The following is a 12,775-nucleotide window of genomic DNA, read 5'->3' as shown; positions in this document are numbered from 1 at the left end:
TCGGGCGCGAGGTCCGGGGGCGGACCCGTCGCCTTGACAGGTTTGGTTTTAGGATTTTATGCGGAGACGATCAAGGACTATTTTCATAAAACGTCCACTGACGCGATCTTGCCGCCCGGACCCTCAATGCCGAACCGGTCCCGCCACCCAATGGCTGACGATGGTCTCCGCCTGGGCCGGCGGAATCTCCGGATGGTGGTAGCGGTAGACGGTCACCGCCGCCTCCAGCGCATAGCGCTCCGGCTGGCCGCAGCGGCACAGGCCGGAGTAGCAGCGCTGTACCGCATTCCGGCAGGCGATGGCCTCGGCGATGGGCTGGTCGGCCTCGGGGAAACGGGGATCGGTCATGGACGCTCCTCCTCATCCCGGATGCCGTCGGCCGCGTCGTCCAGCGGCACCCCGTAGATTTCAAGCCGGTGGCCGACGATCTTGTAGCCAAGCTCGTGGGCGATCCGCTCCTTCATCGCCTCCAGCTCCGGGCTGGCGAATTCGATGATCCGGCCGGTGCGGGTGTCGATCAGGTGATGGTGGTGGTCCGCCGTCGCCTCTTCATAGCGTGCGCGGCCGTCGCCCAGGTCGACGCGCTCGATCACCTGCGCATCCTCCAGCAACCGCATGGTGCGGTAGACGGTGGCGATGGAGATGCGCGGGTCGATCTGCACGGCGCGGCGATGCACCTCCTCGACGTCGGGGTGGTCGTCCGCCTCCGACAACACCTGCGAAATGACACGACGCTGGCCGGTCATCTTCAGGCCCTTTTCCATGCACAACGCTTCCAGACGCGACGTCATAACCCCAACCCTGGTCTTTGCTTGCCGATGCCCCCATCATACTGAAAACCGTTCGCAATCCCAGAGCGGTTTCGCAGCGGCGTGAAGTCGTCCCCCCCGCCGGCCGTCCAAACGCGCCGGCCGGGGGCGCCGGCCAACAGGCCAACACTCAAGACGGAGGACCCACCAGAATGCCCCGCACCCTGTCCCTGACCCCGGCCCTGCTGTTCGCCGGCCTGTCGCTGGCCGCCGCTACGGCGCTCGCCCAGCAATCCGCCACCGCCGCCGCCCCTGCTCCCGCCGCCCAGGCCGCCGTCGCCGACGCGCAGGGCAAGCCGCTGGGCACCGTCACCTTCACCAAATTCCCGCACGGCATCCTGGTGCATGGCCAGTTGGAAGGGCTGCCGCCGGGCTGGCACGGCATCCACATCCACGAAAACGGTGCCTGCACCCCCGATTTCAAGGCGGCCGGCGGCCATTTCGCCGCCCAGGGCGCCAAGCACGGGCTGGAGGCCGAGCACATGCATTACGGCGAGCTGCCCAACATCTGGGCCAACGAGGCCGGCAAGGCCGGGTTCGAGGCGATCACCCACATGGTCACCCTGACCGACGGCGCCGACGGCCTGTTCAAGCAGGGCGGCACCTCGATCGTCGTTCATGCCCAGCCCGACGATTACCTCAGCCAACCGGCCGGCAATTCCGGCGACCGCATCGCCTGCGGCGTGATCAAGAAGCCGTAAGCCTCCGCGCGAAGCCACGGGGCGCGACCGTATGCCGCAAGAGAGCGGAGCCGGTCCGCGCCCCTTTCCTGCCGCCAAGCCTCCGCTTGTCCGGGCGAACCGGCACGGCGCACCCCTGCCGCGCGCCGAGTTTGCTTGCCAAATCAAGCCATCGGCCCTATCTGTCCGGGGTCGGACGGCGCCCGGCGCCGCGCAGGACTTGCGCGCGCCTAATCGCCCGCCGCCCGACGGCTCCGCGCCAACCCGCCGCGGAGCGCGCAAGCCCGGCCGCTCCCTCCTGGCGCGGCCCCCATTCTGGTGACCAGGACCATCACTTCCATGACCGAATTTTCCGGCCTCGGCCTGATCGAGCCTCTTCTGCGCGCCGTCGCCGAGGAAGGCTACTCCACGGCCACGCCGATCCAGGCCGGCGCCATCCCGCTGCTGCTGGCCGGCCGCGACGTGCTCGGCCTCGCCCAGACCGGCACCGGCAAGACCGCCGCCTTCACGCTGCCGATCCTGCAGCGGCTGTTCCAGAACAAGAAGCGCGTGGCCGCCAAGTCGCCCCGCGTGCTGATCCTGACCCCGACGCGCGAACTGGCGCTGCAGATCGGCGACAGCTTCACCACCTACGGCCGCCATCTGCCGATCCGCCGCACCGTCATCCATGGCGGCGTCGGCCAGAGCCCGCAGGTCTCCGCCATCGCCCGCGGCGTCGAGGTGCTGATCGCCACCCCCGGCCGCCTGCTCGACCTGATGGCGCAGAACCACGTCAACCTCGGCACCATCGAGTTCTTCGTCCTCGACGAGGCCGACCGCATGCTCGACATGGGCTTCATCCGCGACGTGCGGAAGGTGGTCGCGGTGCTGCCGAAGGACCGGCAGACCCTGCTGTTCTCCGCCACCATGCCCGACGCGGTGGTGGATCTCGCCAACAGCATCCTGACCGATGCCGAGCGCATCGAGGTGACGCCGCAGTCGACCACGGTGGAGCGCATCAACCAGCGCGTCCTGTTCGTCGACCGTGCCGACAAGCGCCGCCTGCTGGCCGACCTGCTGGAGGATTCGGCGATGGCCCGCACCATCGTCTTCGCCCGCACCAAGCATGGCGCCGACCGCATCGCCGACCACCTGAAGAAGGCCGGCATCACCGCCGACGCCATCCATGGCGACAAGTCGCAGTCGGCCCGCGTCCGCGCGCTGGAGAGCTTCCGCAACGGCGAGCTGCGGGCGCTGGTGGCGACCGACATCGCCGCACGCGGCATCGACATCGACGGCATCAGCCACGTCATCAACTTCGACCTGCCGAACGAGCCGGAAAGCTACGTCCACCGCATCGGCCGGACCGCGCGCGCCGGCACCGACGGCAGTGCGGTGTCCTTCTGCGACCATGAAGAGGTCGGCTATCTGAAGGACATCGAGAAGACGATCCGCCAGCCGATCCCGGCCGACACCACCCATCCCTACCATGCGGTGGAGGTGGCGCAGATCCACGCCTCGTCCAAGCCGCCGCCCCGCCCCAAGGCGCCGGGCAGCAACCGCAACCAGAACAACCGCAACCAGCAGCAGGCCCGTCCCGCCGCGCCGAAGGCGGCACCCAAGGCTGTCCAGCAGCCCGCCAAGGCGCCGCAGAAGGCCGGAAAGCCGGCCGGCGCCCCGCGTCCGGACGCCGCCCGCAACGACCAGAACCGCCACGACCGCCGCCCGGCCCCGCACGCCGTGTCGCATGGCAACAGCCATGGCAACGGCAGCGGCAAGCAGGCGCCGCGCGCGGCCGGCACTCCCGGCGGCAACACCCCGATGCGGCGCAAGCCCAACGCCGCCTGACCGCGGATCGTCATCAAGGAAAAGGCCCCGTCTCTCGCCGAGACGGGGCCTTTTTCTATCCGGTCCTCATCAAGACCGGCCGGCGCTCAGCCCTGGGCTTCGGCGGCGTGTGCCGCCTGCACCGCCGGACGGGCGGCGACGCGTTCGGCGAAGGCCGTCAGGTTCGGGAAGGGCGACAGGTCGAACTTGATGCGCGGCAGCCAGCTCAGCACCGTGTAGGCATAGGCGTCGGCAACGGTAAAGCTGTCGCCGGTCAGGTAGGCTTTGCCCGCAAGCTGCTGGTCCAGCACCGCCAGCTTGCCGCTCAGGACCTTGGTGGCGAATTGGCGATGGGTGTCGGACACCACGTCGTTCAACATCGGGAACAGCGGGACGACGCCCTTGTGCAGTTCCGACCCGATGAAGTTCAGCAGTTCCTGCACGCGGTAGCGCTCCATCGTGCCGACCGCGGGGATCAGGCCGCTGGCCGGCGCCTTGTCGGCGATGTACTGCACGATCACCGCACCCTCGGTCAGGATGCCGCCCTCATCGAGCGCCAGGGTCGGCACCTGCCCCTTCGGGTTCACCGCGCGGAAATCGCTGCCGTCGGCCAGCGTCTTGGTCACGAGATCGACCTTGACCAGCTCGAAGGGCAGCCCGGCCTCGCACAGGACGATGTGCGGCGACAGCGAGCAGGCACCCGGCTTGTAATAGAGCTTCATGTCTCCGGAACCCCGTTTGAGTGGTGATGGTTGGAACGAAAGGCGTAGCGCAGTCCACCAGCGGCCGCCAGCCCCGTCCCAACCGGTTCCGGCTCTTTCACGCCGCCCGGATCGAAGTGGCAAGCGATGCCACCTCGCTCTGAAGCTGGGCTGCACTGCGGCGCACCACATCGAGGCGCCGCTCCATCGCCTCGGCCGCGGAGCCGGAGCCGTCGGCCACCGCGCGCACCCCCTCGACCGTGGCCGCCAGACCGCGGGCTTCCTGCGCCGAGGTCTGGATCTGGCCGATGATCGATTGGGCGGCGATGCCCTGCTGCTCGACGGCGCCGGCGATGCCGAGCGTCACCTCGTTCATGCTGCCGATGGTGTCGACGATCTCCCCGATAGCCCGGGCGGTTCGCCTGGACGACGCCTGGATGTCCGCCACCTGCCGGGCGATGTCGTCGGTCGCCCGCGCGGTCTGGCTCGCCAACTGCTTGACCTCCCCCGCCACGACGGCGAAGCCCTTGCCGGCTTCCCCCGCCCGCGCCGCTTCGATGGTGGCGTTCAGCGCCAGCAGATTGGTCTGGCCGGCGATGTCACCGATCAGCCGGGTGATGTCCTCCACCTGGGCGGCGGTGTTTTCCAGCAACGACACGATGGTCCGCGTCGCCTCCGCCTGCCGGCTGGCGGCGGAGACGATGCCGGTGGCGCGGTCGAGCTGCCCGCGGATGATGCCGGTCGATCCGGCAAGCTGATCCGCCGCCAGTGTCATGTCATGCACCCGCTCCACCGCCCCGCCGATGGAGCGCAGGGCGTCCGCCAGCTGGACACGCGTGCTGCCGATGGTGGAGGCGACGGCCTGGGAATCGCCGCTCAGTGCATCGGATGCCGTGAGGATCTGTCCCGCAGAGGCGCCGATCACCGCCTGGAGCTTGCCGGCCACCTCGCTCAGGGCGCGCCGGCGCTCATCGCCTGCCCGGTCTTCCGACGCCCGCTGTTCGGCAGCCAGCAGTTCGGCGCGGCGGCGGGCCTCCTCGGCGGTGTCCAGCGTCGCCTCCAGCCTGTTCAGCAGCCCCTGCCCTTTCCAGGCGACAGTGACCAGGACCGCCACCTCGATCAGCACCGCGACCGCGTGGTAGAGCACCCGCAACAGGTTCCCGCCCTCCGGCAGCAGGGCATAGGGCAGGGCGAAGTTCAGGACCAGATGATGCGCGGCGACGGCCAGCGTCGCCATCACCAGCGCGCCGACGTCGATGAAGGCGATCAGCGCCGCCAGATTGGCGAAGAACAGGAAATGCAGATCGACCTGCCAGGGCTGGCCCTGCCCCACCGCGACGACCAGGGCGCTCTGCAGCATCAGCGCGACTGCCGACAGGCTGCGTCGCGAGGCGCCGTTGCCGGAGAACCGGCCGAGCGTGGCGGCGGCCGCGACCAACAGCGCCAGCACCGGAACGACCCAGCCGCGGCCCATCGACCAGGAGAATGCGGCCAGGATCGGCACATAGCTCCACAGATAGGCGAGCATCGCCCGCTCACTGGCGGAGCGCAGTTGGTCGAGATTGTTCATGGAAGACCTCAGGGTCATGACGGCAGACGGCGCAGGTCCGCGCATCCAGCGAGAATCGGATCGAGCAGCAGCCAAGCGCCATGCAGATGCAGGGAGACGGCGAAGTCCGGATCGGCCGACCTCGCGACGACGATGTTTGCGAAGGGGCCGCCACGCAGCGGAACACCACCGGCCGCCAGCACATGGTCCATCGCTTCGGCAAGCGTCGTACCGGGCGCGAACACTGCGGCGACCGGTTCTGCCGGATCCCCGGCACCGGACGCGGCCACCGGCAGAGCGGCTGCACCCGCCAAAAGCAGGAGGAAGGCTGGAACGTGGAAACGGATCATCGGCGGCAACCACCCATCGGCATGCGAACGGACAAGCTCATAGCCACCGTTACGCAAAGCCCGCGCGCCTGGATCTCGGAGTCCGCCTAAAAGGAGATCAGCAGTAAGTTGGATACGACAAGTGGACAAAGCCTATGACGGCAACAAAATCCACTTCATGCAGCCGGAATGCTCAATCGAGCATATCGACCCAACCAGAAGACATCAGCTGAATGTCTTCGGCCTTCTCACATCACCATCACCTGAACCGGGTGATATTCTGTCGCAGCCGCAGTTGGTTCCTTATTGTGTCTACCGGGAAAGCGACAGAAAGTACCATCCTCCCGGCAAAGAACCACAGCCGGGGGGCCACCCGGCTGTTCGGACAGCATCAGACGGCCTGCGCCGCCAGCTTCCGTGCCTGGCGGTCGATGAACCACCAGGCCCCGCGCGAGGCCATGCTGCAAAGCCGGGTGTGCGGCTTCAACCCGCAGGCCTTGAACAGCATGGCGATGGCGCGGTCGACATGCTTGCGGCGATAGCGGCCGAACGCCCGGCGCTTGTAGGCGGCGTTGTAGAGCTTGTGCTCGTAGACGGCGTCGGCCGGCGCGTTGGCCGCGTAATAGGCATAGGCCAGCTCGTCGTCCTCCGACTCACCGATGCGCGACAGCGCCACCTTCAGCCGCTGGACCTTGTTCAGCCCTTCGCGGTCCAGATACTTCTTGGCGTAGGTGTAGAAGATCTTGTAGTGGCGCAGTTCGTCGGCGGCGATGTTGCGGCAGATCTCCTTCAGCACCGGCTCGTCGGTCGAATCGCCGATGGCGGCGTAGTAGGAGCTGGTGCCGGTCTCCACCATGCAGCGGGCGATCATCTCGCCGGTACGCGAGCCGCGGACCGAGGCGTCGAGGTCGATCGGCACGCGATAGCCGGCGCGAAAGCGCTCGACCGCCGCCCGGAAGTCGAAGGTCGGGTCGACCAGCTCGGCCCAGCGCCCAAGCGCCTCGCCATGCTGGACCTCCTCCACCGCCCAGCCGCGGGCGGTCTCCTGAAATTCCGGATCGTCGTTGAAGACGTTGCACAGATAGGCGGTGTAGTCGTCGGCGTTGAATTCCACCAGGGCCGCCGCCTTGATCAGGGGAACCAGATCGGGGTCGATCTTCCCAGCATCGAAGCGGTCCCAGGGAAGCTCGTCGATCCGCCAATGCGCACGCGCCATGTTCCGCTCTACCGCCTCGTTTTGGGCCGCATCTCCGCGGCCGGGTCATATCGGGAAAGGGTTCTCTGGTGCCCGTGTCCCCGCCTGCCCATCGGGTGCGGCAGGGTTCACGGTTCAGGCCTTGGAATGTAGTCGGTCTTCACCGCGATGCAACCGAGTCGCAACGCAAACGGGCGGCCTGGAGACCCAAGCCGCCCGTTCGACCGAAGAGATATACGCCGTTTGCCAGGCATGCCGGGCCGACGGCCGCTGCCGCTCAGTGAGCGGAGCCCTGGCTCAGCGCGTCCAGCTTGGCACGCGCGACGGCCAGCTTGGACTCCGCGGCGGCCCGCTCGGCGTCGGACTTGCTGTCGTCCAGATCCTCGGACAGGTCCTTGATCTGCTTCTCGACCGCGGCGCGGTCCAGGTCGGTCAGCGCAACCGCTTCCTCGGCCAGGACGGTGCAGCGGGCCTCGGTGACCTCGGCGAAGCCGCCGGCGACGAAGACGCGGTCGACGATGCGGTCGCCTTCATAGACGTCGATGACACCCGGACGCACGGTCGAGATCATCGGCGAATGACCGGCGAGCACGCCGAAATCGCCTTCCGAACCCGGCACCACGACCATGTCCACGGGCTGCGACTTCAGCAGCTTTTCCGGCGAGACCAGCTCGAATTCGACTTTATCGGCCATGGGTTTCCTGGTGCCTCTTCATAGGAACCCCCTCCCCCACTGACGGGGGGAGGGGGTGTGCTGATGTCGATTTCCGTCCGGCTTCCTCAAGAATGATCGAGCCGGGCCGGAATGCCGCGATCCCTTGTGGGGATCAGGCGGCGGCCAGCTTCTTGGCCTTGGCGATCGCCTCGTCGATGGTGCCGACCATGTAGAAGGCGGCCTCCGGCAGGTGATCGTAGTCGCCGTTCACGATGCCCTTGAAGCCCTTGATGGTCTCCTCGAGCGGGACCAGCACGCCCGGGGTGCCGGTGAACACCTCGGCGACGTGGAACGGCTGCGACAGGAAGCGCTGGATCTTGCGGGCGCGGGCCACGACCAGCTTGTCCTCTTCCGACAGCTCGTCCATGCCCAGGATGGCGATGATGTCCTGCAGCGACTTGTAGGTCTGCAGAACCTTCTGCACCGAACGGGCGACGCCGTAGTGCTCCTCACCGACGACGCGCGGGTCGAGGATGCGGCTGGTCGAGTCGAGCGGGTCCACGGCCGGGAAGATGGCCATTTCGGCGATCGAGCGCGACAGCACCGTGGTGGCGTCCAGGTGGGCGAAGGAGGCGGCCGGGGCCGGGTCGGTCAGATCGTCGGCGGGCACGTAAATGGCCTGCACCGAGGTGATCGAGCCCTTCTTGGTCGAGGTGATGCGCTCCTGCAGGGCGCCCATGTCGGTGCCCAGCGTCGGCTGGTAGCCCACCGCCGACGGGATGCGGCCCAGCAGAGCCGACACTTCCGAACCGGCCTGCGTGAAGCGGAAGATGTTGTCCACGAAGAACAGCACGTCCTGGCCTTCCTCGTCGCGGAAGTACTCCGCGAGCGTCAGGCCGCTCAGCGCGACGCGGGCGCGGGCACCCGGCGGCTCGTTCATCTGGCCGTACACCAGGGCCACCTTGGAGCCCGGGCCGTCGAGCTTGATGACGCCCGACTCGATCATCTCGTGGTAGAGGTCGTTGCCCTCGCGGGTACGCTCACCCACGCCGGCGAACACCGACACACCGCCGTGCGCCTTGGCGACGTTGTTGATCAGCTCCATGATCGTCACGGTCTTGCCGACGCCGGCGCCGCCGAACAGGCCGATCTTGCCGCCCTTGGCGTAGGGAGCCAGCAGGTCGATGACCTTGATGCCGGTGATCAGCACTTCGGCGTCCGTCGACTGGTCGACGAAGTCCGGGGCCTGACGGTGGATCGGCAGCGAGCGGGCGGCGTTGACCGCACCGCGCTCGTCGATCGGCTCGCCGATGACGTTGATGATGCGGCCCAGCGTCTCCGGGCCGACCGGCACGGCGATGGGAGCGCCGGTGTCGGTCACCTCGGCGCCGCGCACCAGACCGTCGGTGCTGTCCATGGCGATGGTGCGGACCGTGCTCTCACCCAAGTGCTGCGCCACTTCCAGAACGAGGGTCTTGCCGTCGTTCTGGGTGTGCAGGGCGTTCAGGATCGCCGGCAGGTCGCCGTTGAACTGCACGTCCACGACGGCGCCCGTGACCTGCGTGATCTTGCCGACAGAATTGGTGGTGGCCATGGAGTAAAGCTCCCTAGGAACTCGGTAAGTGTCGGTATGCCGTCGCCGGCGCAAATGGGCTTGGCCCTACGTGTCGGATGCTGCCGTTACAGGGCTTCGGCACCGGAGATGATCTCGATCAGCTCCTTGGTGATGTAGGCCTGGCGCGTCCGATTGTAGGTGATCGTCAGCTTGTTGATCATGTCGCCGGCGTTGCGCGTCGCGTTGTCCATCGCGGTCATCCGGGCGCCCTGCTCGGACGCGGCGCTCTCCAGGAGGGCGCGGTAGATCTGGATGGACAGGTTGCGCGGCAGCAGTTCGGCGAGGATCTGCTCCTCGTCCGGCTCGAACTCATAGAGCGGCTTCACCTCGTCGGTGGCCGCGACCGCCTCGCCGGGGACGGCGAACGGAATGAGCTGCTGAACCGTGACGATCTGGGAGATCGCCGACTTGAACTTGTTGAAGACGACCGAGCAGACGTCGAACTCGCCGGCGTCGAACATCGCCAGCACCTTCGTCGCCACCATGTCGGCGTCGCTGAAGCCGAGCCGGCGGCGGCCGACATCCTCGTAGCTCTCGACGATCAGCGAGGCGAACTCGCGGCGCAGCTGGTCGCGGCCCTTGCGGCCGACGGTCAGCACCTTGACGGTCTTGCCCTCGCCCTGCAGGCGCGTGATCTGGCGCTTGGCCTCGCGGACGATGGAGCCGTTGAAGGCGCCGCACAGACCACGGTCTGAGCTGATGACGACCAGCAGATGCACCTTGTCGGCGCCCGTCCCGGTCATCAGCTTCGGCCCGTTGCCGCTGTCCTGCACGTTGGCGGCCAGGGACGACAGCATCCGGCCCATACGCTCCGCGTAGGGACCGCTGGCTTCCGCCTGCTCCTGGGCGCGGCGCAGCTTGGAAGCCGCAACCATCTTCATGGCCGAGGTGATCTTGCGCGTCGACTGGACGCTCGCGATCCGGTTCTTTAGGTCCTTGAGGTTAGGCATGCCGGCCCTTCAATTCCGCTCGAGGTCGTTCCGTGACCGTCTCTTCAAGACGGTGGGGGGCGGTTTCCCGCCCCCGCGCGCGGTCGGTCAGGCGAAGACCTTGGCGAAGCCGTCGAGGAAAGCCTTCAGCTTCTCTTCGGTCGCCGAGGTGATCTGCTTGTCGGTGCGGATCGCCGCCAGGATATCGGCGCCCTTGGCGCGGATTTCCGACAGGAACTTGGCCTCGAAGCGGTTGACGTCCTCGACCTTGATGGCGTCCAGGTAGCCCTTCACGCCGGCGAAGATCGACACGACCTGCTCTTCAACCGGCAGCGGCTGGAACTGGCCCTGCTTCAGCAGCTCGGTCAGACGGGCGCCACGGGCCAGCAGGCGCTGGGTCGAGGCGTCGAGGTCCGAGGCGAACTGGGCGAAGGCGGCCATCTCGCGGTACTGCGCGAGTTCCATCTTGATGGTGCCGGCGACCTGCTTCATCGCCTTGATCTGGGCGGCGGAGCCGACGCGGCTCACCGACAGACCGACGTTGATGGCGGGGCGGATGCCCTTGTAGAACAGGCCGGTTTCCAGGAAGATCTGACCGTCGGTGATCGAAATCACGTTGGTCGGAATGTAGGCGGACACGTCGCCGGCCTGGGTTTCGATGACCGGCAGGGCGGTCAGCGAGCCGTTGCCATGGGCGTCGCCCATCTTGGCGGCGCGCTCCAGCAGGCGGCTGTGGAGGTAGAACACGTCGCCCGGATAGGCTTCGCGGCCCGGCGGACGGCGGAGCAGCAGCGACATCTGGCGGTAGGCGACGGCCTGCTTGGACAGATCGTCGTACACGATCAGGGCGTGCATGCCGTTGTCGCGGAAATACTCGCCCATCGTGCAGCCGGTGTACGGCGCCAGGAACTGCAGCGGAGCCGGCTCCGACGCGGTGGCGGCGACGACGATGGAGTATTCCATGGCGCCGGCGTCTTCCAGGGTCTTGACGATCTGGGCGACGGTGGAGCGCTTCTGGCCGACGGCGACGTAGATGCAGTAGAGCTTCTTGCTCTCGTCGTCGCCCTGGTTGATCGGCTTCTGGTTCAGGAAGGTGTCGATGACGACGGCGGTCTTGCCGGTCTGACGGTCACCGATGATCAGCTCGCGCTGGCCGCGCCCGATCGGAACCAGGCTGTCGACGGCCTTCAGGCCGGTCTGCATCGGCTCGTGCACCGACTTGCGCGGGATGATGCCGGGGGCCTTCACTTCCACGCGGGTGCGGGTGACGTCGACCAGCGGGCCCTTGCCGTCGATCGGGTTGCCCAGGCCGTCCACGACGCGGCCCAGCAGGCCACGGCCGACCGGAACGTCGACGATGGTGCCGGTGCGCTTGACGGTGTCGCCTTCCTTGATGCCGCGGTCGTCGCCGAAGATCACGATACCGACATTGTCGGTCTCGAGGTTCAGCGCCATGCCCTGCAGGCCACCCGGGAACTCGACCATTTCGCCGGCGCGGACGTTGTCCAGGCCGTGCACGCGGGCGACGCCGTCACCCACCGACAGGACCTGACCAACCTCGGCGACATCCGCCTCGGTCCCGAAATTCGCGATCTGCTGCTTGAGGATCGCAGAGATTTCTGCGGCGCGGATATCCATCAGACTGATCCCCCTGAGGCCTTCATGGCGAGTTGCAATTTGTTCAGCTTCGTTCGCACCGAGGTATCGACCATGCGCGAGCCGAACTTAACGATCATGCCGCCGATCAACTCCGGATCGACGGAGGTGTTCACCAGCACCTTGGAACCGATGGACGCCTTGAGCGCGTCGATGACGGCGTTGCGCTGGGCATCGCTCAGCGGCTGGGCCGAGGTGACCTGCGCCGTGACCTCGCCGCGGCGCCGGGCCAGTTCGGCCAGGAAGCCTTCGATCATGCCGTCGATCGAGAACAGGCGGCGGTTGGCCGCCACCAGCCCGATGAAGCGCTTGGTCAGATCGGACACGCCGGCGCTGTCCAGGACAGCGGCCATGGCCTTGCCCTGATCGGCGCGGCTGATGACGGGGCTGCGGACGAGGCGACGGAGGTCAGCGCTCTCGGCCAGGATCTGCTTCAGCGTGGTCAGATCGCTCGCGACCGTGTCCAACGCCTGGTTTTCGTCCGCAAGCTCGAACAGCGCGATGGAGTAACGCGCGGCGAGTTCGGATACGCCTGTTCCTTCGGATGCCACCTGATCCCTCGAATTGAGTTCGGTAGACGGTGAATTCGGCGGCCTTATAGGGTGTCAACCCGAGGCACAAACACCCCGGCCGCGAAAGCGAGCGGTCCAATATCACAGGAATCGCGCCCACGCAACGGGGTCTGGACAATTTGGCTGCGGCGTTTTGAGCAACTGCGGAATCATTGGTCGCAACTGCGTTCGCCGAGGACTCGAGTCGAGCTCGACTGGTCATACCGGCTGTGACTTCGATGTGGCCCTATTGCCTGTTTAATTCAAGGTTAACCAATCTGATCCACGGTCGGCCGGAAC

At 67.1% G+C, this 12,775-nt stretch carries 13 protein-coding genes; 2 read left to right on the top strand and 11 right to left on the bottom strand.

Annotated elements, in window-relative coordinates; translation table 11 throughout:
* Positions 1–123: 123 nt before the first annotated feature.
* Both TSH64_RS12940 and TSH64_RS12935 read right to left on the bottom strand, forming a co-directional pair.
* Positions 124–348 (bottom strand): hypothetical protein, encoded by a 225-nt coding sequence (locus TSH64_RS12940; RefSeq protein WP_098739068.1) that lies wholly within the window; start codon positions 346–348, stop codon positions 124–126.
* Positions 345–791, bottom strand: coding sequence for a Fur family transcriptional regulator (locus TSH64_RS12935; protein ID WP_109445446.1), 447 nt, complete (start codon positions 789–791; stop codon positions 345–347). The genes TSH64_RS12940 and TSH64_RS12935 overlap by 4 nt, the downstream gene beginning before the upstream one ends.
* A gap of 170 nt (positions 792–961) precedes the next feature.
* On the opposite strand from TSH64_RS12935, the gene TSH64_RS12930 reads away from it, so the two are divergent.
* Both TSH64_RS12930 and TSH64_RS12925 read left to right on the top strand, forming a co-directional pair.
* Positions 962–1,510 (top strand): superoxide dismutase family protein, encoded by a 549-nt coding sequence (locus TSH64_RS12930; protein ID WP_109445445.1) that lies wholly within the window; start codon positions 962–964, stop codon positions 1,508–1,510.
* Positions 1,511–1,828: 318 nt separating this feature from the next.
* Entirely contained in the window at positions 1,829–3,316 is a 1,488-nt protein-coding gene (locus TSH64_RS12925; RefSeq protein WP_109445444.1) for a DEAD/DEAH box helicase, read from the top strand.
* Between the two features lie 86 nt (positions 3,317–3,402).
* Here the strand turns inward: TSH64_RS12925 and gstA are convergent, their stop codons facing one another.
* The 9 genes from gstA to TSH64_RS12880 all read right to left on the bottom strand — a co-directional run bounded on the left by gstA (position 3,403) and on the right by TSH64_RS12880 (position 12,475).
* Positions 3,403–4,017 (bottom strand): glutathione transferase GstA, encoded by a 615-nt coding sequence (gene gstA / locus TSH64_RS12920; RefSeq protein ID WP_109445443.1) that lies wholly within the window; start codon positions 4,015–4,017, stop codon positions 3,403–3,405.
* A gap of 97 nt (positions 4,018–4,114) precedes the next feature.
* Entirely contained in the window at positions 4,115–5,566 is a 1,452-nt protein-coding gene (locus TSH64_RS12915) for a methyl-accepting chemotaxis protein (protein WP_109445442.1), read from the bottom strand.
* A 14-nt stretch (positions 5,567–5,580) separates the two neighbouring features.
* The gene (locus TSH64_RS12910) at positions 5,581–5,895 is read right to left on the bottom strand and encodes a hypothetical protein (protein ID WP_109445441.1); all 315 of its coding nucleotides are present in this window, start codon (positions 5,893–5,895) and stop codon (positions 5,581–5,583) included.
* A 370-nt stretch (positions 5,896–6,265) separates the two neighbouring features.
* On the bottom strand, positions 6,266–7,090 hold the full coding sequence (locus TSH64_RS12905; protein ID WP_109445440.1) for an acyl-ACP desaturase: 825 nt from the start codon (positions 7,088–7,090) through the stop codon (positions 6,266–6,268).
* Positions 7,091–7,346: 256 nt separating this feature from the next.
* The gene (locus tag TSH64_RS12900; RefSeq protein ID WP_109048033.1) at positions 7,347–7,763 is read right to left on the bottom strand and encodes a F0F1 ATP synthase subunit epsilon; all 417 of its coding nucleotides are present in this window, start codon (positions 7,761–7,763) and stop codon (positions 7,347–7,349) included.
* A 133-nt stretch (positions 7,764–7,896) separates the two neighbouring features.
* Complete coding sequence (gene atpD, locus TSH64_RS12895) at positions 7,897–9,318, bottom strand: F0F1 ATP synthase subunit beta (RefSeq protein ID WP_109445439.1); 1,422 nt, start codon at positions 9,316–9,318, stop codon at positions 7,897–7,899.
* Positions 9,319–9,404: 86 nt separating this feature from the next.
* Positions 9,405–10,289, bottom strand: coding sequence for a F0F1 ATP synthase subunit gamma (locus TSH64_RS12890; protein ID WP_109048035.1), 885 nt, complete (start codon positions 10,287–10,289; stop codon positions 9,405–9,407).
* Between the two features lie 87 nt (positions 10,290–10,376).
* Positions 10,377–11,906: a F0F1 ATP synthase subunit alpha gene (atpA, locus tag TSH64_RS12885; protein WP_098739059.1), complete on the bottom strand. Its 1,530-nt coding sequence runs from the start codon at positions 11,904–11,906 to the stop codon at positions 10,377–10,379.
* Positions 11,906–12,475: a F0F1 ATP synthase subunit delta gene (locus TSH64_RS12880; protein WP_098739058.1), complete on the bottom strand. Its 570-nt coding sequence runs from the start codon at positions 12,473–12,475 to the stop codon at positions 11,906–11,908. The genes atpA and TSH64_RS12880 overlap by 1 nt, the downstream gene beginning before the upstream one ends.
* Positions 12,476–12,775: the final 300 nt, after the last annotated feature.

This window comes from Azospirillum sp. TSH64, assembly GCF_003116035.1.
GTDB lineage: Bacteria > Pseudomonadota > Alphaproteobacteria > Azospirillales > Azospirillaceae > Azospirillum.
Note: the sequence above shows the minus strand (reverse complement) of the source record. Positions and strands in the feature narration are given on the sequence as shown.